The sequence below is a fragment of the Chitinibacter sp. SCUT-21 genome (genome assembly GCA_041874755.1).
Taxonomy (GTDB): domain Bacteria; phylum Pseudomonadota; class Gammaproteobacteria; order Burkholderiales; family Chitinibacteraceae; genus Chitinibacter.
Map to the genome: position 1 here is coordinate 1,601,946 of CP102611.1, position 19,022 is coordinate 1,620,967.

Sequence of the window (19,022 nt, forward strand, 5' to 3'; positions counted from 1 at the left end):
TTGAAATTCGCAGGGCACCGTGTTCAGCGCGGTGGAAATGACAGTTACTTTGGAAACAACAAAGTCAGCGCCATTCTAAAGCTCCAGCCCGAAGGCCCATTATCAAAGCTTTCGGCGTAATAGCGCGGCCCCGCCGTCACCTGCATTAACTGCCCACCCGCATTAAAGAGCTGCCCAACCGTCAGTCCAATGGGAACCGACCATTCATCACTGTCCCAATTGCGACTGGCTTCGGCCTGCAAGGTAAAGGTGGTCGCCTTCGGCGTGGTATAACTAAAGAATGGTTGAATCAGCGTCATATTAATGTCGGCACGCTGATCATCTCCAGCAAAAGACCATAAGTGATTCGCCAGCATGCCATATGTCAAGGGGCCTGACTGTTTCAAAGCCACGGCAGTAGGACCTGCCGCCCATTGATCTGCCCCGGTTAGCTCATCAGTGGCTGTTGGCAATAATAAAACCGGCCCAGCCCCCCAAATCCAACCACTTTCTGTTGCCGCTTTGGGTGAAAAAAACAGGCTTTGCACCGTATCGCCCAAACCAAATTGCTCGCCAGCACCAGGGAAGATTTCGTCTTGATTCACCACCGGCACAATCGTGCGGGAAATCATATTCCACTCGTCCGCGATATCGATGGGGACCACGGGTTGAATATTCATGGTCAGGCGCTCACCCTCTTTCAGTGGGCCGATATTTTGATCGTAATTAGCCTGAAAAGGCACACTAATCAAAGCCGCAACCGGGTTAGCCAACTGTTTAGCCAGCTCGGTATTATCCACCGCCAATGCCATATTCGATGCCACAATGGCACAAGCGCCGAACATCCCCCAAATTTGCTTCGTCATTGATGACTCCCTATCAGCTAAATGACCTTTAGGATGCGTACATTTGCTAACGTAACAAGCTAGCAAGCCCATCAACCGCATGGCAGAGTAGCCAACGTCAGCACCCATTTCCCAAGCAAAATCTTACCATTTATTACGCATGCATAATTATATACTTACCAATAAATTATAAAATTGATAGAAAACCATCGCCAAGCAGAGATCGACTTCACCCATGAAGCAAATCCTTTACCATGTATAAGCCAACAAGCCATATTTAAAATAAATTTAAAGCAAATACCCCCTAATCAATCAACAAACCCGCCGCCGCAAAGCGAGCCTTGACCATCGCCAAATCGCCTTCGTACTCCCAATACAATTGCCGCCCATGCGACGAAGTAACCAACACATACTGCTCGCTAATCGACTGAATGCGTTCCAGCGCGATCAACTTCTCCACGAACGGCTCGCCCTCAATGGTCTCAATTATCTCGCTGTGATCAGCCGCATAGCCATGCATCACCAAGGCATTGCGTACGCGTAAAGCAATAAACTTCATGATTTTCTCCTCAATTAATCTGGCTGCTAGCGTAACAGTTGCGGAGTTGTGGCTGTAGATACAGCGCGAGGGGTTACAGTTTGACCGCTATCGATAATGCCCTGGTCTGCTTGTTGAGGGCTACAAATCTCGGACAGCAAATTAATACGCTGTTTTTCCGTAATGGAGAGCGCTAGCGGCCTTGCGCTCGTCTGCAGCAAGGGCATTTGCCTAGCAAAACTTGAGGAGGAGGAGGTCGCCTTTCTTTGCTGATTGCTTTGCCGAAGCCAAAAAAGTGAGTGCCGCCGCACAGCCGCCAATGCCCGTTGATTGAATGTTGCCGGCCAAACCGCCAGGTTTGGCGGTTTCTTCATCAGTCTGCAGCAAAATGCCCTTGGCAATTAGGCCCTACGCCGCAACCAGCGCAGGGGTATATTAGGCCAAATCAATAAGGATATTACCTACAGAGCAACACCCATATATGTATACACGGCAAGTCGACAGCTACACAGCTCAGTTAGCCGAATATGCAGCTTTCTTGGCGGAATGGCGACGAAGCAGAAAGGCGACAGAACCAGCAACAGCAACAATGCTGCTTAGTACGCCGATAGAATTAAGTGCCACGCCAGTATAGCGCCACACTTCAGACGGCCACATACTCACGTCGTGAGTAAAAGCACCGAAAATAGCCACCCCAGCGGCAGGGACACCGATCAGCGACAAAAGCGCATACAGCACAGCAGAAAAGCGAAGCCCCAGCGCCAATAGCAGCGCAAACACGCCCAAAGCAATCGCAGCAGTCAGCGAGGCAGTGGGCCCCAAGGGTTGCAGGTTTTGTTCAATCCGCTGCACCCCCACCACATTCCACATAATTGCCCCAACCGCCCACAGCAATTGCACAATCAGCACGATGCGCAATGGCTTGGCCGCTTCGCTCCACTGGGGAATAAGACTCAGCGCCTGATTTTTCGTCATCATATTTTTTCCCGATTTAAATGAATCTTTAAACACATTAAAAACAGGCAACTCATGCACCGCTGAGTTAGCGCAACACCACAAAGACCCGCGCCAATCAGCTAGTTTTAGCTAAACATTCTTGTATGCTGCAGCAATGAGAATTAGCCTGCTACGCAGCCAGCGAACCGGCAGCCTCACCCGCCAGACGAGCAAGGGGTGATGGAGCTAAACACTTTAGTATCTTAGCGAAGGTCGTAACTTAAGGCCAGTGTCAGCATTACCTACTCCTTGCAACCCTAACGCGCCCGATCGCCGCGAAACCCGCTTGAAACAGCCACGGCGAGGCACAGCATCAACTCGCCACGCGCTAACGGCGCGTCTCTACGGGCCATCCGCTCCACTAAACAACAGGGGTATATCAAGAAAGAGCTATAGAATATTAAACTTCAGAGCAATACAACGGCACGTATAAGCCTCGATGGTCAGACGATGGTTTTGAATTCCCGTTAAAGCGAAGGCCGAGAAGTGAGCGCCGTGGCGTACAGCCGCCAATGCCGGTTGATTGAATGTTGCAGGTAGAAAAAACACCGTAGGGCGCGGTTAGCCGAAGACGTAACCCGCCAATCAGAATCAATATCCACAAACATCAATCAGCGCGGGTCACTACCTGCCCTACACGGCTATCCAACGGTTGGTGGCGTGTTACACACCACCGCCAATTTATTGCCCACCGGATCACGCACATACGCCGCGTACCAGTGCGGGCCATAATCACGCGGGCCGGGCGCGCCCTCATCCTTGCCACCATGTGCCATCGCTGCGGCATAAAACTGCTCGACCTGCTGCTGCGTTTGCGCCGGGAAGGCCAGCATAGTGCCATTGCCCGCTGTGGCGGCTTGGCCATCAAACGGCGTCGCCACCCACACTACAAGCCCTTCACCACTGCTACCGAGCGAATACGCTTTCCAGCCCGGAAACGTCATATGCGAGCCCCAACCCACCGTAGCCAGCACCGCATCATAAAACGCACACGAAGCCGCATGGTCGTTCGCGCCTAAAGTGACATAGCTTTGCATACTCCACCCTTTTAAGTTCAGAAAGAAACCGCAGCTTAGCACAAACAGAACGAACGTTCTATTTGTTTTTAAAGCCACTGTCCCCCTAGATGTCCAAAGCAAAAGCAGCCTTGTTAGATTTGCCCGCTGTTCGCGACTCAAAGAAGTAGTCACACACAAACAAACGGAGATGAACAATGGGAATTAGCGGCTGCACCTCCTGCCAACTCGGCGGCACTGAAGCACTCAAAGCCTATGATCGAGCGTATCAACTCAAACTCAATGAAGAAGCCAAACAGCAAGCAGCACAAATACAAAAACCCAATGAGGGTATTAATCAACCAGAGATTGGGGCGATTGTGGGCGGGAGTATTAATTTAAAAATTTAACTCATTTGCTCAAATTTTTGGCTTCAATAGTTTTCTCATGCGAGGCCTAGCCTGCTAGCGCAGGCGGTAAAGGCGGCTTCGCCCAGCTAACGACGTAACTGCGCTTGGCAGTTTTGCCACCAATGTCGGTTGATTGAATGTTGCCAGCCAAACCGCCAAACAAGGCGGTTTGCTCATGCGTTGCCTAGCCTGCTGGCGCAGGCGGTAAACCGGCGGTTTCGCCCGCCTGACGAATCAGGGGCAGTCTTGCCTTGCCCCTGATAACCCTAACGCGCCCGATCGCCGCGAAACCCCGCTTGAAAAAGCCACGGCGAGGCGCCGCTACAACTCGCTTCGCGCTAACGTCGCGAAGCTCAAACACTACGCGGCTTAAAACCTCGCCGTAACTTTTTCAAACGGCGCGTCTCCACGGGCAATCCGTTCTAATGAGCGACAGGGGTATATCAAGGAAGATCAAATAGGTATTTAACTTTAGAGCAACACATGGGCATGTATATGCCGCAATCGTTGGTCTGCGGGCTTTCCCCTGTCATCAAGCCGAGCGAGGAACAGGCGGGGCGGGGTTTCGGCGAGGACTGTTTGAGCGCGTAGCGCGAGTTCCGCAGCCGCCGCCTCGACTGTCCGCAGCGAGGCGTGACGGAGCTTGGCAACTTGTTGCCTTAGCGTAGTCCGTGGCCTAGGGCTAACATTTTGCGTAGCAAAACTTGATGAGGGGCGGCCTTCTTTGGCTTACCTTTCTTGGCCGTTCAAGAAAGGTAAGTGCCGCGGCGCATAGCCGTCAATGCCGGTTGATTGAATGTTGCAGGTAGAAAAAACACCGTAGGGCGCGGTTAGCCGAAGACGTAACCCGCCAATCAGAATCAATATCCACAAACATCAATCAGCGCGGGTCACGACCCGCCCTACACGGCTCCCTCGGCGATGGGCGACATGGGATTAAAGCCCCAGACCACAGATCGCGGCCTTATTCTGCATGGGGTATATCAAGAAAGAGCAATTCAATATTCATCTTCAGAGCAACACCATAGCAGGTATATGCCGCGATGGTCGGGCGATGGTTTTGAATTCCCGTAAAAGCGAAGGCCGAGTGAGGAGCGAGACCTAGGCTCGCGACGAGTGAGGGAACGGCGGAGCCGACTTCGCCTCGGGTCGCCTTCTCTTGCTTACTTCTCGTGGCGAAGCAAGAGAAGTAAGTGCCGCGGCGCATAGCCGCCAATGCCCGTTGATTGGATGTCGCAGCAAAGAAAAACCGCCAAAAATGGCGGCTTTATTTATCTCGGTGAACGTTGGGCTTCATTTGATTCAGCCCAATCTACTGCGTCATGAGGTTGAAGCATTCAATTTCAGTTTAATCATTGGACCATGCTTTCCACGCTGAGCAGCTTTAAATTCAAACCATCCTGTCTTATTTATTAATTCTGAAAGCTTTTTAACTCCATAATTACGTGGATCAAAATCTGGAAACCATTTTGTAATCAAGTTGCCAATACCACCAAGATCGGCCCATCCATCATCATCGCATGAAGCATCAATTGCCTTCTTGAATGTGGCCCGAAGCTTTTTATCAGGTGTTAAGAATTGTTTAACTACTTCTTTGTTCTTGGTGCTTTCCTTATCATTAACTACCTGCAGCGAATCATCTTCAAGCGTTAGAAACTCAATATAAACAAATTTACTGCATGCATTAACAAATGCATTTGGCGTCTTTTGCTCACCAAAGCCTAAGACTTCGTGACCATTCTGCCTGATTCTTATTGCCAATCGGCTGAAATCACTGTCGCTTGATAAAATACAAAACGAGTCGTACCGCTTAGAGTGCAGCAAATCCATTGCATCAATGACCAAAGCAATATCCGAAGCATTCTTTCCTTTTGTGTTTGGGAATTGCTGTATTGGCTCTATTGCGTGTTTTGCACAAAGATCCATCCACTTTTCATAGTTTAAATGGAAATTGCCATATACTCGTTTTAAAGCAATAACCCCCAGCGCACTAGCCTCACGCAATGCGATACTGACCCATTCAGGTCTTTGGAAATTATCTGCGTCAATCAAAACTGCAACATTAGCCATTTGTAGTCCAGCACAAATTCAACGGAGTGGATTTAAATATTAAGCACTACAGAATAAAAACGGGCTGATTTGCAGCCCGTTTTTATTTACCCCACCTTCTTCTTCAACAACTCCAACGCCATCCCTGGGTTGGCCTTGCCGCCTGAGCCTTTCATCACTTGGCCGACCAAGGCGTTCAGCGCCTTCTCCTTCCCGCTGCGATATTCTTCAATCGCTTTCGGATTGGCCGCGAGTACCGCGTCGACAATCGCTTCGATCGCGCCGGTGTCCGACTCTTGTTTCAGGCCGTCGCGCTCGATAATCACATCAGCTGCGTCGCCCGACTCCCACATTTTTTTCAAAACGTCTTTGGCGGTTTTGTTGTTGATGGTGTTGTCGGTAATGCGCTTAATCAAGCCAGCCAAGGCTTCAGCGCTCACTGGGCTATCGGCGATGGTTTTCTCTTCGCGGTTTAGCGTGGCGGAGATGTCGCCCATGATCCAGTTGGCGGCGAGTTTGGCATCGGCACCAGCGGCGACGGTGGCCTCGAAGAACGCGGCCAGCTCTTTGCTGGCGGTCAGTGTGCGGGCGTCGTAGGCTGACAAACCGTATTGCTCGGCGAAGCGCGCTTGCATGGCGACGGGCAACTCGGGCAATTCGCGCTGTACGCGCTCAATCCATTCTTCAGAAATTACCAATGGTGGCAAATCTGGATCAGGGAAGTAGCGGTAGTCGTGCGCGTCTTCTTTGCTGCGCATCATGCGGGTTTCGCCGCTGTCTGGGTCGAACAGAATCGTGGCTTGCTGGATTTTGCGGCCGGATTCGATTTCGTCGATCTGCCATTGCACTTCGTACTTGATCGCCTGCTCGATGAATTTGAACGAGTTTAAGTTTTTAATCTCGCGGCGCGTGCCGAACTCGGCTTGACCTTCTGGGCGCACCGACACGTTCACGTCGCAGCGGAAACTACCTTCCTGCATATTGCCGTCGCAAATGCCGATCCATGTCACCAAGCTATACAAAGCCTTGGCGTAGGCCACGGCTTCGGCGGCCGAGCGCATTTCTGGCTCGGATACGATTTCCAGCAGCGGCGTGCCAGCGCGGTTCAAGTCAATGCCCGAAGCGCCGTGAAAGTCTTCGTGCACTGATTTACCGGCGTCTTCTTCCAGATGCGCGCGCGTCAGGTTGATCACTTTTTCGTACGGATCGCCCTTGGCGGGTTGTACCTGAATCGTGATCGCGCCGCCTTCAACGACTGGCAGCTCAAACTGGCTGATCTGATAGCCTTTGGGCAGGTCTGGGTAGAAATAGTTTTTACGCGCAAAAATTGATTTGCGGTTTACTTTGGCGCCGATGGCCAAGCCAAACTGAATCGCACGCTCTACCGCGCCACGGTTCATCACCGGCAGCGCGCCGGGCAGCGCGATATCAACAACGGCAGTTTGCGTGTTCGGTGCCGCGCCAAACGCGGTGCTGGCGGCGGAGAAAATTTTTGATTTCGTGGTGAGCTGGGTGTGAACCTCAAGCCCAATGACAACTTCCCATTTCATGGTTTTGTCTCTCTTGTTTTAAATGGCGCCGTCAGACTTGCTGGCGGCGATACCAATATGGATATTGTTCGGTAAAACCCAATTGCGCATACAGCTTGATCGCTGGCGTATTGGCAACGATCACTTGCAGCAAAGCCTGCTTGGCCCCTTGCGCATGCGCCCAAGCCAGCAAATGTCCCACTATACGACGGGCATAGCCTTGGCGGCGTTGCTCAGCAAGGGTTACCACGTCATACAGTAGTACCGTATTAAACTGCAGCACCGCCAAAGCGCACGCTACTGCCTTGCCTTCGTGATACAGCGTGGCAAATTGCGTTGGGCAAGCGTAGCTAGCCAACATTTGCCGTGCGCTGGCCTGCTGCGCAGCGGGGACATTATTTAACGCGGCAAATTGCGCAAACCACGCGTCGCTGACTGTATCGCTGCTTTGCACTGCGGCATCGAAAGCAAAATCACCCGCTTGCAGTGGGCGAGTTTGCACCGAGCTTGGATCGACTACCTCATAGCCGCGCGCAGCGAGTGCATCATCGAGCGTTTGCGACGCCGGCGAGAGCTTGAATACTGCAGGCAAACCTTGCTGCTGATAACGCTGCTCGCAATACTCGAGCTTTTGCAGCATAGGTAAAGCACCTTGCCACAATGGCGTGACCGAATTGGCGCGCTTGGTGTAGCCGGCGGCAAAGCGCAGCACCCAGCCGTCGAGATACTCGCTAGAGAGCGCTGGCCACGCACCGGTGGTCAGGCTTTCAAAATGGGTGACTTCGCTCAGCTGCATACGCGGTGTGCTTTACAGCGCTGGCGACTTGCAGTGCCAATCGGTGACTTGCTGGTATTGGTGCGCTACGCCGAGCATTTTGGCCTCGCTAAAATAATTACCAATAATTTGCAGACCGATTGGGTGGCCGTTGCTGGCAAAACCAACGGGTACGCTCATGCCTGGAAGGCCAGCCAAGTTCACGCCCAGCGTGTAAATGTCTTCCAAATACACGGCGATTGGGTCGGCGTTTTTCTCGCCGATATTCCACGCGGTGGTTGGTGTCACTGGCCCCATGATCACATCGCACTGGGCAAATGCGGCTTGGAAATCGTTGGCGATCAGGCGGCGGATTTTCTGCGCTTTGATGTAGTACGCGTCGTAGTAGCCGTGGCTGAGTACATACGCGCCGGTCATAATGCGGCGCTTCACTTCGGCGCCAAAACCTTCGGCGCGTGTTTGCTCGTACATATCGTCCAAGCTACCCGTTTTCGCGGTGCGATGGCCGTAACGTACGCCGTCAAAACGCGACAAGTTACTTGACGCTTCGGCCGGAGCAATCACGTAATACGACGGAATCGCGAGCTTGGTATTGGGCAAGCTGATGTCAACAATCGTTGCGCCCAGTAGCTTGTATTGCTCAACCGCAGCAGTAATCGCGGCGGCGACTTCTGCGTCCAGCCCTTCGGCGAAATATTCGCGTGGCAAGCCGATTTTCAGGCCGGCAAGCGGCGCGGCCAGATCACGCGTGTAGTCTTCTTTGGCGCGCTCTAGGCTAGTTGAATCACGCTCGTCAAAGCCCGCCATTACGTTCAGCATTAGCGCGCAGTCTTCGGCGGTTTTGGCCATTGGGCCGCCTTGATCCAAGGAGCTCGCGAACGCCACCATACCAAAACGGCTAACAATGCCGTACGTCGGCTTGATACCGGTAATGCCGCAGAACGCTGCCGGCTGGCGGATCGAGCCGCCGGTGTCGGTACCGGTGGCAACGGCTGCAAAACCTGCAGCGACCGCAGCGGCTGAACCGCCCGAGCTGCCGCCAGGAACAGCTTTCGTATCCCACGGGTTTTTCACCGCGCCGTAGTAACTGTTTTCATTGGCCGAACCCATCGCAAATTCGTCCATATTGGCGCGACCCAACACGACAAAGCCTGCCGCATCGCAGTTTTCAGCGACTTGCGATGAATACGGCGCGATAAAGTTGTCGAGCATTTTACTGCCGCAGCTGGTTTTCCAGCCTTCGTGGCAAAAGATGTCTTTATGAATCAGCGGCACGCCAAGCATAGGACGGGTGTCGCCTGCCGCGCGGGCGGCATCAGCAGCGGCAGCGGCGGCCAAGGCTTTGTCGGCATCGACCGTCACCAACGCGTTCAATTCGCCATTGTGCGCTGCGATTTGCGCCAGACATTCGGTGACCAGTGCAACCGAAGTCGTTTGGCCAGCGGCCAGCGCGTCAATCTGTTGTTTTAAGGTTTTCATTTAATTCTTTGGGCGAGATAGCATCAACGCTGAATCGCCGCACTCCTCACTAAAATCACTCGATGACTTTCGGTACCAGATACAGGCCGTTTTCCACGCTAGGTGCAACGGCTTGGAACGCCTCGCGGCGGTTTGGCGCGGTGGCAACATCGTCACGCAGACGCAACATCACGTCCTGCGCGTGCGCCATTGGCTCGATACCGTCAGTATCTACAGCGCGCATTTCTTCAATCAGCGTAAAAAGTTGATTCAGCTGAGACTGGCTTGCTACCACCTCATCGTCGCTGACCGCAATGCGGGCCAAGCGTGCAATGCGGCGTACATCGTCCTGTGACAAAGACATGGTCGTATTTACCCCGTAAAACCTTCAATAACGTCAACACAATAGGGTATCATATCGGGTTTGTTTCTCCCACTCGCGAACTAAACGGGTTGGAAACAAGACAAAGCTTGGCTTGCACGCGATGAGCACCATACCGCAGTGCAGCATTAGCCCCCCTAATTTCAGGGTATTGCTGAGCAAAACACCGTCATCGATACCGCTTTATACCGCTTTTGACACGTGAGATTCGCCATGTTTGGACTTCTTTCCGGCTATTTTGCCAACGATATCGCCATCGATTTGGGCACCGCTAACACTTTGATCTATATGCAAGGCAAGGGCATCGTTTTGGACGAACCTTCGGTGGTTGCGATTCAACAAGAAGGCGGCCCTTCCGGTAAGAAGACCATTTTGGCCGTAGGCGCTGAAGCGAAAAAAATGCTGGGCCGTACACCGGGCAATATTAACGCGGTGCGTCCGATGAAAGACGGCGTGATTGCCGACTTCACGATTACCGAGCAAATGCTCAAGCAGTTTATTAAGAAAGTAAATCCAAGCCGCATGTTCTCTTCGCCTCCGCGCATCGTGATTTGCGTTCCTTGTGGTTCGACCCAAGTAGAGCGCCGTGCGATTCGTGAATCGGCCTTGGGCGCTGGCGCGCGTAAAGTGGAATTGATCGAAGAGCCAATGGCTGCGGCGATCGGTGCTGGCTTGCCAGTGGAAGAAGCAACTGGCTCGATGGTGGTGGATATCGGTGGTGGCACGACCGAAGTCGGCGTAATTTCTCTGGGCGGTATTGTTTACGCATCGAGCGTACGCGTTGGTGGTGACAAATTCGACGAAGCGATCATCAACTACATCCGTCGTAACTACGGCATGTTGATCGGTGAAACTACCGCAGAAGAAATCAAAAAACGCATCGGCTCGGCCTTCCCTGGCGCTGAAGTGCGCGAGATGGAAGTGAAAGGTCGTAACCTTGCAGAAGGTATTCCACGTTCATTCACGATTTCTAGCAACGAAATCTTGGAAGCCTTGACTGACCCACTCAACCAAATCGTTTCAGCGGTTAAACAAGCGCTGGAACAAACGCCACCAGAACTCGGCGCCGACATTGCCGAAAAAGGCATGGTACTGACTGGCGGTGGCGCATTGCTGCGCGACTTGGATCGTTTGTTGATGGAAGAAACCGGCCTGCCAGTGATTGTGGGCGAAGATCCGCTGACTTGCGTAGTACGTGGCTCAGGCAAAGCACTAGAGAAGCTCGACAAGGGCAGCATCGGCATCTTCACTAACGACTAAGAGTTATATGGGTATACAACGAAAGGCCATGCTTTGCATGGCTTTTTTGGCATATACCCCATGCCATCATGCAAGCAACCCAACCTACGTTCTTTAAGCAAGGACCAAAACCGCTGACGCGGGTGTTGATTTTTTCAACGCTCTCGATCGCGCTGATTATTGGTGATGCTTATTATCATTTGCTCGGCCGTGCTCGCGAGCAGATTTCGATCGCGCTGTATCCATTACAGTGGCTTGCCACTGCGCCGACCACGGCGGTGATTGAGGCGAGTAATTTCCTGCAAAAGCAGAGTGATCTGATCGCTGAAAATCGGGAATTGAACGATGCTCGCTTGATTGCTCAGGGGCAGGAAATGCGCCTGAAAGCACTAGAACGAGAAAATGCGCGTCTGCGCTCGCTCGCAGCGGCCGGCGAAACCACAACTCGACAAAGTAAGCTGACGCAAATTTTGTACAATGGCCGTGACCCGTTTGGCGCCAAGCTGATCGTCGATCTAGGTGAACACGCAGGCGTAACCGAAGGGCAAATTGCCTTGGATGCCAGTGGCGTTGTGGGGCAAGTGATCCGCGTACAGCCAATGACGAGTGAAGTGCGTTTGATTTCCGATCGCGATCATATGGTGCCGGTGATGGTCGAGCGCAATCAATTGCGCACGGTCGTCTATGGTAGCGGCCGCCAAAATCCGCTAGAAGTGCGCAATATGGCACCGAACGTTGATATTCAAGCTGGCGATGTGCTGCTCACCTCGGGCATTGATGGCATTTATCCTGCAGGCCTGCCAGTGGCCAAAGTCATTAAAGTTGAACGCTCAGCGGGCTCGGCTTTTGCAAGGATTCAGTGCGTGCCCGTGGCCGCCATTGATCAGCACCGCTTCTTATTGCTGCTCAATGCTCCACCGCCACTACCAGCCTATCCAGAACCATCACCAGTGCCGAAAGCCAAGGGACACTAATGCCGATTAGTCGCCAAATGCTACGCCCTGTTGGGGGCGGATTTATTTTCTTCTCCTTTATCATTGCACTTTTAATCAATTTATTGCCGTGGCAAATTACGTCGATTAATTTTGCGCCTGATTTTGTCGCGTTATTGATTATTTACTGGACGCTAAATCAACCCCGACTGTTTGGGATTGCCTGGGCCTTTTTGCTAGGCATTTTGATGGATGTCGCCGATGGCAATGTCCTCGGTCAGCATGCCTTGGCCTATTCGATCATCGCTTTTCTGACTTTGTCGCGCCAGCGCCAGATGGCAGTGTTTCCATTTTGGCAGCAAGCCCTCATCGCATTGGCTTTATTGATGCTCTCGCAAACCATCATGCTGGTTATTCGCTTGAGCATGGGCGCGAGCATGGTGGGTTGGGGTTATTTTGCTGGCAACTTGTTCGCCGCGTTTATGTGGCCTCCACTCTCAAACCTGATGATTATGTATCAACGCAAGGATGTACCAGACTCGCTATGAAGGTATTTGACTTGCTTTTTGACGCAAAGGTCGCGCAATGAACGGCCGTGTCGTAATGAATCAACATGGCGAGCGCAATGCGTTTCAAGTTCGCCTTGCTGTTGCCGCATTATTTATTTTTGTGATGTTCGGCATCTTGGTTGGCCGCTTTGTGTGGCTACAAGTGCTGCAACATGATCGCTATTTAACGCTGGCAGAGCAAAATCGCATTTCTTTGGTGCCGATTTCACCATCGCGCGGGATTATTCGCGATCGTAATGGCGTGGTTTTGGCGCACAATTTCTCGGCTTATACGCTCGAAATCACCCCCTCTAAAGTAGGCGACTTGGAAGATACCATTGCCCGCTTGAAAGGCATTATCGACATCACGCCCAAAGATCGCCGGCGCTTTAAAAAACTGCAGGACGAAACTAAAGATTTTGAAACGCTGCCCATTCGCACCAAGCTCACGGATGAAGAAGTGGCGCGTTTTGCTGCGCAAAGCTATCGCTTTCCCGGAGTAGAAATCAAAGCGCGCCTGTTTCGCCAATATCCATTGGGTGAATCAGCGAGCCATTTGATTGGCTACATAGGGCGGATTAATGATCGCGATCTAAAAAAACTCGACGAATCTGGCCGCCTCGCCAACTACCGCGGCACCGATCACATCGGTAAATTGGGTCTTGAGCAGAGCTATGAAGAGCAATTGCACGGGGTAACGGGCTTCGAGCAGGTTGAAATTGATTCGGGCGGTCGCGCGGTTCGTACCTTGAAACGCATTCCGCCGCAGTCCGGGAAAGATCTGACGCTGTCAGTGGATATTAAATTACAGCAAATGGTAGAACAGCAGTTTGCTGGCCGTCGCGGCTCGCTCGTTGCCATCGATCCACGCAATGGCGGTATTTTAGCGCTGATTTCACAGCCGGGATTTGACCCGAATTTGTTTGTGGACGGAATTGATCCACAGAGCTGGTCTGAGCTCAATGAATCGCCGGATAAACCATTACTCAATCGCGCCATTCGCGGCGAATATCCACCGGGCTCGACGTTCAAACCCTTTATGGCAATGGCCGCGCTTGAGCTCAATACGCCGATTGTGAATCAGGTCATCACAGACCCTGGTTATTTTGTTTATGGCGGACACCGCTTTAATGATTCGAAAAAAGGCGGCTACGGCTCGATGACGTTTGATCGCTCGATCGCGCTATCGTCCGACACCTATTTCTATCAAATGGCGGTACAAATGGGCATCGACAATATCGCCAAATCGATGGCTGAACTCGATTTTGGTAAATCAACGGGATCCGATTTGCCTGGCGAGCGCCCTGGCATCTTGCCAAGCCCAGAGTGGAAAAAGAAACGATTTAAGAAAGCCGCGCAACAAAAATGGTATTCGGGTGAAACCGTATCGATCGGGATCGGCCAAGGTTACAACGCTTACACCCCAATGCAAATGGCACATGCCACCGCAACGCTGGCCAATCGCGGCGTGATGTTTAAGCCGCATGCGGTGCAAACAATTACCGATCCAATTACTGGCAAAGTGACGGTCGTTGAGCCTACTCCCGTAAAAACGATGTCGTGGAAACCCGCCAATATGGAGCGCGTCATTCGCGGAATGGAAGGGGTAATGACCATCGGTACTGCTGCTGGCGTTTTTCGCAATGCACCCTACGTTTCTGCCGGCAAAACCGGTACCGCACAGGTGTATAGCTTGAAAGGTTCGAAGTACAACGCCAACGCAATTAAAGAGCATCTGCGTGACCACTCATGGTTTATTGCTTTTGCGCCCTCAGACAAACCCACCATTGCCTTGGCCGTCATTGTCGAAAATGGTGGCTTTGGTGCACAAGCTGCTGCGCCAATCGCGCGTAAAGTACTGGATTACTACCTGACAGGCAAACTACCAGTCGATCCAGCTGCGACTAGCGCAAAAAATGCCAGCGCGGCCTCATCTGCTGCGCAAGCTTCGGAAACAGAAGAAAGCATGCCAGAGCAAACCGAGGACGTGCCGCGTGATTAAAGTCATTTGGGATCGTATCAAACGGCCAGTTGATCCTTGGCTATTACTATTTATTATTCTTCTGTTTACCGTTTCGACGGTGGTACTGTACTCGGCCTCAAATCGCGACTATGAGCGCGTGATGGATAAAGTCACGTTCATGGGGGTTTCGATGTTTGGCATGTGGTGTATTGCCAATATCCAGCCGCGTATCTTGATGCACTTAGCACTACCGGCCTATATCGTCGGCGTCGTTTTATTGCTTGCGGTTGAGTTTTTCGGCATTACCAGTCACGGCGCAACACGCTGGCTCAATATCGGCATTACCCGAATTCAGCCATCCGAATTAATGCGCCTTGCCCTGCCGCTGATGCTGGCCTGGTATTTTCACCATTACGAATCAACGCTCAATTGGCGGCATTTTGTCGTTGCTGGGCTGATTATTCTGGTGCCGTTTGCGCTGATTTTGAAGCAGCCCGATCTTGGTACCGGTTTGCTGATTGCTTCGTCAGGCTTTTATGTGCTGTTTTTTGCTGGTTTATCGTGGCGCTTTTTGGGTGTCATGGCCGGCGGGATCGCGATTTTTGCCTACATCGTGACGCACTGGGATTTATGCATTAATGTGCTGCACGAATACCAATGCCGCCGCATCGCGACGATGCTCGACCCAATGGAAGACCCACTCGGCGCGGGTTATCACATTATTCAAGGCACGATTGCGATCGGCTCGGGCGGCTGGTTTGGTAAAGGTTGGCTGGCAGGCACACAAACGCATCTAGATTTCATCCCCGAGCGCACCACCGACTTTATCTTTGCCGTTTATGGCGAAGAATTTGGTCTGGTTGGCAATTGCATCTTGCTTGTGCTGTATCTATTGGTGATTTTCCGCGGTTTGATGATTTCCAATAGCGCCAATACGCTGTTTGGTCGCTTGCTGGCGGGCGCGATTGCAATGAACTTCTTTACCTATGCCCTCGTCAATATGGGCATGGTGTCCGGTATGCTGCCGGTGGTGGGCGTACCATTGCCGCTGATTTCCTACGGTGGCACCTCAATGGTGTCAATCTTGGCAACCTTTGGTTTATTGATGAGTATTCAACGTGATCGCTCATTAATGAAAGGCTAGCCAGCGACTTGCCTTTAGTTTAGGTCGAGCAGTCAATCTGCTTGACCTAATGAACACACTATTGCGCCTTCCTGCAAGGGCAATACCGCCAAAGATAGAGGTTGCGATGAAGCTAAGGACTACGGGTATTATCTTAAGTGCATTGTTTATCAACGCTTGCACAACGACACCCCAACCGAGTACCCCAAGCAAACCCGCACCCGTGCCTGCTCAGCCGAGTAGCCCAAGCACTCCTAGCATCAGCTCTAGCCCATCTCCCTACTCCTGCAGCTATGCAGCAAACGCAGGCAATGGGGCGTTTTATAAAGACGACGGCCCGATGAGTGATTTTCCGGCCAATATCGATTACGTCGCCGAACCAACGCCACGCTGGGAGCCGCTACATAAATGGGCCAATCGCCCCTACACCGTGCTGGGATTATCATTCACGCCGCTCGATACGCCGGGGCAATTGCGGGAACAAGGCATTGCCAGTTGGTACGGACGTAAATTTCACGGCCAAAAAACCAGCACTGGTGAAATCTACGATATGTTCCAAATGACCGCCGCGCACCCGACCTTGCCGCTACCGAGTTACGCGCGCGTAACCAATGTAAAAAATGGCCGCAGCGTCATCGTTCGCGTGAACGATAGAGGCCCATTTCATAAAGGCCGCGTGATGGATTTATCGTTTTTAGCCGCCTGCCGTTTGGGCTACGCGACCAATGGCAGTGCCGAAGTCAAAGTTGAAAGTCTATTACCAAGTGATGCGCCAAGTACGATTGTCGCCGCAGCCCAGCAGCCTATCGTTGCTACGCCACCGGCTAACAATAACAAGCCTTTGGTGGTGCCGATGGCGAATCAAACGGGCGGCATTTACGTTCAACTAGGCGCATTTAGTTCACAACAAAATGCCGATAATTTCAAAGCGCATTTAGCGCGCGAATTGGCGCAGGATGCAAACAAGCTGACAGTGCACAATGCGAACAACAAACTTTACCGCGTTCGCCTCGGCCCCTATGCCAGCCGTGATGCCGCACTCGATGCGATGGGGAGAGTGACCGGAGAGAAGAACCTAAAAGCTGTCATCAGCCAATAATCTGACACAAACAACATAAATACTGACGCGTAAATTATTTCATCTTGAGTAAATTGCTATAAAAACGATAGACTAAGCAATACGCCATGGTTTTTCGGGTTGGCGCCGACCTTCAACCGTCATTAGAGGCCTCAAGATGAACTTTCAAGAAGCAATCCAAACCTGCTTTAAAAAATACGCTGATTTCAACGGTCGCGCATCACGCTCGGAATATTGGTGGTGGGCTTTGTTTAATGTCATTATCGGCATCATCTCAGGCATGATTTTGGGTGAAACCTTCGGTGCAATTGCTTCATTGGCCCTGTTATTACCTAGCCTAGCCGTTGGTGCACGCCGCCTACACGATATTGGCAAAAGTGCTTGGTTTCTGCTGCTGGCGCTGATCCCGCTAATCGGTGGCTTAGTTTTACTGTATTGGTTTGTTCAACCAAGCGGTGAAGCAAATGAATTTGGCGAGGAAGCGACCAGCATAGCCTAAGAACTCCACCATAAAAAAAGCCATCCTAGGATGGCTTTTTTTATTTACAGCATTTACTGCCCGCCGCGGATTAAATAATCAAACGCACTGAGCGATGCTTTGGCCCCCTCGCCCATGGCGATAATGATTTGTTTGTACGGCGTCGTGGTCGCGTCACCTGCAGCAAATACCCCTGGCATTGAAGTGCGGCCGTGGCTGTCGATTTCAATTTCACCACGTGGGCTCAGATCAATCGTACCTTTCAACCAATCGGTATTCGGCAACAAACCGATCTGAACGAAAATGCCTTCCAGCTCGATTTGTTTTGCTTCGCCAGAAACACGGTCGGTGTACGCCAAACCATTCACTTTTTGTCCGTCGCCCAAAACTTCGGTCGTTTGTGCTTGCAGAATCACCGTCACATTCGGCAAGCTGCGCAGCTTGTTTTGCAACACGGCATCCGCACGCATCGCGTCACCAAACTCCAGCAAGGTCACGTGCGAGACGATACCCGCCAAGTCGATCGCCGCTTCAACGCCCGAATTACCACCGCCGATCACCGCAACGCGTTTGCCTTTAAACAGTGGGCCATCGCAATGCGGACAGTAAGCAACGCCGCGACCACGGTATTCTTGTTCTCCCGGAACATTCATTTCGCGCCAGCGCGCGCCGGTTGAAATAATCACGCAGCGGCTACGTACTAGCGCACCGCTGGCCAGCTCGATTTCGACCAAACCGCCAGTCGCTTCGCTTGCTGCGTGCAGTTTTTCGGCGCGCTGCAAATTCATAATCTCGACGCTGTATTCTTTAACGTGGTTTTCCAGCGCGGCAGCCAGTTTCGGGCCTTCGGTTTGGCTAACGGAAATAAAGTTTTCAATGCCCATCGTGTCGAGAACCTGACCGCCAAAGCGCTCTGCGACCACGCCAGTACGAATGCCTTTACGCGCTGCGTATACCGCAGCTGCCGAACCAGCTGGGCCACCGCCTACGACTAAGACGTCAAACGCTTCTTTGGCGTTGATTTCTTCCGCTTGACGATCTGCGCTACCGGTATCGATTTTGGCGATGATTTCTTCCAAAGTCATCCGACCTTGGCCAAATGGCTGGCCATTGAGCAAAATCGTTGGTACAGCCATGATTTGACGCTCGGTCACTTCGGCTTGGAATAGCGCACCGTCGACCATTTCGTGGCGGATATTGGGGTTCAATACCGACAGCAAATTCAAGGCTTGCACCACGTCTGGGCAGTTGTGGCAAGACAATGAAACGAAAGTGGTAAATTCAAATGAGCCTTTCAGCGCCTTGATGGTGGCAATCGTCGCATCATCAACGCGGGGTGGATGACCGCCAGTTTGCAGCAGGCCCAGCACCAAAGAAGTAAACTCGTGCCCCAGTGGAATACCGGCAAAACTCACGCGCGGCGCTTGGCCGTTTGCTGAATCTATTGTCCGGGCAATCGCAAACGAAGGTTTACGAGCATTATCGCCATCCCAGCGTACGCTGATTTTGTTATTCAGCGCCGCGATTTCGCCGAGCAAGGTGCGGATCTCGCCCGCTGCGCTGCTGTCGTCGAGCGAGGCGATCAATTCGATCGGGTGTTGCAGTTTTTCAAGGTAAGCCGATAGCTGGGCTTTGATTTGCGTATCAAGCATAGGTGTACTCCAACAGAATTTTACTGATTAGCCAACGCGAGGGGTATGTGTCT

The 19,022-nt window shown here is 52.1% G+C and carries 18 protein-coding genes; 8 read left to right on the forward strand and 10 right to left on the reverse strand.

The genetic code is table 11. From position 1 onward, the window contains the following. Positions 1–44: 44 nt before the first annotated feature. The 4 genes from NT239_07375 to NT239_07390 form a co-directional block, all read right to left on the reverse strand. Positions 45–845: a hypothetical protein gene (locus tag NT239_07375; protein XGA72629.1), complete on the reverse strand. Its 801-nt coding sequence runs from the start codon at positions 843–845 to the stop codon at positions 45–47. Between the two features lie 283 nt (positions 846–1,128). After that, the gene (locus tag NT239_07380; protein XGA72630.1) at positions 1,129–1,383 is read right to left on the reverse strand and encodes a hypothetical protein; all 255 of its coding nucleotides are present in this window, start codon (positions 1,381–1,383) and stop codon (positions 1,129–1,131) included. A gap of 492 nt (positions 1,384–1,875) precedes the next feature. Next, positions 1,876–2,340, reverse strand: coding sequence for a hypothetical protein (locus NT239_07385; GenBank protein ID XGA72631.1), 465 nt, complete (start codon positions 2,338–2,340; stop codon positions 1,876–1,878). A gap of 659 nt (positions 2,341–2,999) precedes the next feature. Beyond that, the gene (locus NT239_07390; GenBank protein ID XGA72632.1) at positions 3,000–3,395 is read right to left on the reverse strand and encodes a VOC family protein; all 396 of its coding nucleotides are present in this window, start codon (positions 3,393–3,395) and stop codon (positions 3,000–3,002) included. Positions 3,396–3,571: 176 nt separating this feature from the next. On the opposite strand from NT239_07390, the gene NT239_07395 reads away from it, so the two are divergent. Continuing rightward, positions 3,572–3,763, forward strand: coding sequence for a hypothetical protein (locus NT239_07395; GenBank protein XGA72633.1), 192 nt, complete (start codon positions 3,572–3,574; stop codon positions 3,761–3,763). Positions 3,764–5,083: 1,320 nt separating this feature from the next. Here NT239_07395 and NT239_07400 read toward each other — a convergent pair. The 5 genes from NT239_07400 to gatC form a co-directional block, all read right to left on the reverse strand. Continuing rightward, on the reverse strand, positions 5,084–5,833 hold the full coding sequence (locus NT239_07400) for an NYN domain-containing protein (protein XGA72634.1): 750 nt from the start codon (positions 5,831–5,833) through the stop codon (positions 5,084–5,086). Positions 5,834–5,919: 86 nt separating this feature from the next. After that, positions 5,920–7,362, reverse strand: coding sequence for an Asp-tRNA(Asn)/Glu-tRNA(Gln) amidotransferase subunit GatB (gatB, locus tag NT239_07405; protein XGA72635.1), 1,443 nt, complete (start codon positions 7,360–7,362; stop codon positions 5,920–5,922). Between the two features lie 31 nt (positions 7,363–7,393). Next, the gene (locus tag NT239_07410; GenBank protein ID XGA72636.1) at positions 7,394–8,137 is read right to left on the reverse strand and encodes a GNAT family N-acetyltransferase; all 744 of its coding nucleotides are present in this window, start codon (positions 8,135–8,137) and stop codon (positions 7,394–7,396) included. A gap of 12 nt (positions 8,138–8,149) precedes the next feature. Further along, a complete protein-coding gene (gene gatA, locus NT239_07415) occupies positions 8,150–9,595 on the reverse strand; it encodes an Asp-tRNA(Asn)/Glu-tRNA(Gln) amidotransferase subunit GatA (GenBank protein XGA72637.1) in 1,446 nt (481 codons plus the stop codon). 55 nt (positions 9,596–9,650) lie between these two features. After that, the gene (gene gatC / locus NT239_07420) at positions 9,651–9,938 is read right to left on the reverse strand and encodes an Asp-tRNA(Asn)/Glu-tRNA(Gln) amidotransferase subunit GatC (protein ID XGA72638.1); all 288 of its coding nucleotides are present in this window, start codon (positions 9,936–9,938) and stop codon (positions 9,651–9,653) included. Between the two features lie 231 nt (positions 9,939–10,169). Between gatC and NT239_07425 the strand changes: the two genes are divergently transcribed. From NT239_07425 to NT239_07455, 7 genes are all read left to right on the forward strand, one after another. Beyond that, the gene (locus tag NT239_07425; GenBank protein XGA72639.1) at positions 10,170–11,216 is read left to right on the forward strand and encodes a rod shape-determining protein; all 1,047 of its coding nucleotides are present in this window, start codon (positions 10,170–10,172) and stop codon (positions 11,214–11,216) included. Between the two features lie 68 nt (positions 11,217–11,284). Next, positions 11,285–12,169, forward strand: coding sequence for a rod shape-determining protein MreC (gene mreC, locus NT239_07430; protein ID XGA72640.1), 885 nt, complete (start codon positions 11,285–11,287; stop codon positions 12,167–12,169). Further along, a complete protein-coding gene (gene mreD / locus NT239_07435; GenBank protein XGA72641.1) occupies positions 12,169–12,675 on the forward strand; it encodes a rod shape-determining protein MreD in 507 nt (168 codons plus the stop codon). The genes mreC and mreD overlap by 1 nt, the downstream gene beginning before the upstream one ends. Positions 12,676–12,712: 37 nt before the next feature. Next, on the forward strand, positions 12,713–14,677 hold the full coding sequence (gene mrdA / locus NT239_07440; protein XGA72642.1) for a penicillin-binding protein 2: 1,965 nt from the start codon (positions 12,713–12,715) through the stop codon (positions 14,675–14,677). Further along, complete coding sequence (rodA, locus tag NT239_07445; protein XGA72643.1) at positions 14,670–15,782, forward strand: rod shape-determining protein RodA; 1,113 nt, start codon at positions 14,670–14,672, stop codon at positions 15,780–15,782. Before mrdA ends, rodA begins: the two co-directional genes overlap by 8 nt. Before the next feature lie 319 nt (positions 15,783–16,101). Continuing rightward, positions 16,102–16,860: a septal ring lytic transglycosylase RlpA family protein gene (locus tag NT239_07450; protein ID XGA72644.1), complete on the forward strand. Its 759-nt coding sequence runs from the start codon at positions 16,102–16,104 to the stop codon at positions 16,858–16,860. Between the two features lie 136 nt (positions 16,861–16,996). Then, entirely contained in the window at positions 16,997–17,338 is a 342-nt protein-coding gene (locus NT239_07455; GenBank protein XGA72645.1) for a DUF805 domain-containing protein, read from the forward strand. A gap of 53 nt (positions 17,339–17,391) precedes the next feature. Here the strand turns inward: NT239_07455 and ahpF are convergent, their stop codons facing one another. Next, entirely contained in the window at positions 17,392–18,969 is a 1,578-nt protein-coding gene (gene ahpF, locus NT239_07460; protein ID XGA72646.1) for an alkyl hydroperoxide reductase subunit F, read from the reverse strand. Positions 18,970–19,022 lie beyond the last annotated feature (53 nt).

Excerpts from the sequence above, each read along its gene's own strand:
- NT239_07375 (XGA72629.1), bottom strand. The coding sequence starts at position 845 with ATGACGAAGCAAATTTGGGGGATGTTCGGCGCTTGTGCCATTGTGGCA.
- NT239_07380 (XGA72630.1), bottom strand. The coding sequence starts at position 1,383 with ATGAAGTTTATTGCTTTACGCGTACGCAATGCCTTGGTGATGCATGGC.
- NT239_07385 (XGA72631.1), bottom strand. The coding sequence starts at position 2,340 with ATGATGACGAAAAATCAGGCGCTGAGTCTTATTCCCCAGTGGAGCGAA.
- NT239_07390 (XGA72632.1), bottom strand. The coding sequence starts at position 3,395 with ATGCAAAGCTATGTCACTTTAGGCGCGAACGACCATGCGGCTTCGTGT.
- NT239_07395 (XGA72633.1), top strand. The coding sequence starts at position 3,572 with ATGGGAATTAGCGGCTGCACCTCCTGCCAACTCGGCGGCACTGAAGCA.
- NT239_07400 (XGA72634.1), bottom strand. The coding sequence starts at position 5,833 with ATGGCTAATGTTGCAGTTTTGATTGACGCAGATAATTTCCAAAGACCT.
- gatB (XGA72635.1), bottom strand. The coding sequence starts at position 7,362 with ATGAAATGGGAAGTTGTCATTGGGCTTGAGGTTCACACCCAGCTCACC.
- NT239_07410 (XGA72636.1), bottom strand. The coding sequence starts at position 8,137 with ATGCAGCTGAGCGAAGTCACCCATTTTGAAAGCCTGACCACCGGTGCG.
- gatA (XGA72637.1), bottom strand. The coding sequence starts at position 9,595 with ATGAAAACCTTAAAACAACAGATTGACGCGCTGGCCGCTGGCCAAACG.
- gatC (XGA72638.1), bottom strand. The coding sequence starts at position 9,938 with ATGTCTTTGTCACAGGACGATGTACGCCGCATTGCACGCTTGGCCCGC.
- NT239_07425 (XGA72639.1), top strand. The coding sequence starts at position 10,170 with ATGTTTGGACTTCTTTCCGGCTATTTTGCCAACGATATCGCCATCGAT.
- mreC (XGA72640.1), top strand. The coding sequence starts at position 11,285 with ATGCAAGCAACCCAACCTACGTTCTTTAAGCAAGGACCAAAACCGCTG.
- mreD (XGA72641.1), top strand. The coding sequence starts at position 12,169 with ATGCCGATTAGTCGCCAAATGCTACGCCCTGTTGGGGGCGGATTTATT.
- mrdA (XGA72642.1), top strand. The coding sequence starts at position 12,713 with ATGAACGGCCGTGTCGTAATGAATCAACATGGCGAGCGCAATGCGTTT.
- NT239_07450 (XGA72644.1), top strand. The coding sequence starts at position 16,102 with ATGAGTGATTTTCCGGCCAATATCGATTACGTCGCCGAACCAACGCCA.
- NT239_07455 (XGA72645.1), top strand. The coding sequence starts at position 16,997 with ATGAACTTTCAAGAAGCAATCCAAACCTGCTTTAAAAAATACGCTGAT.
- ahpF (XGA72646.1), bottom strand. The coding sequence starts at position 18,969 with ATGCTTGATACGCAAATCAAAGCCCAGCTATCGGCTTACCTTGAAAAA.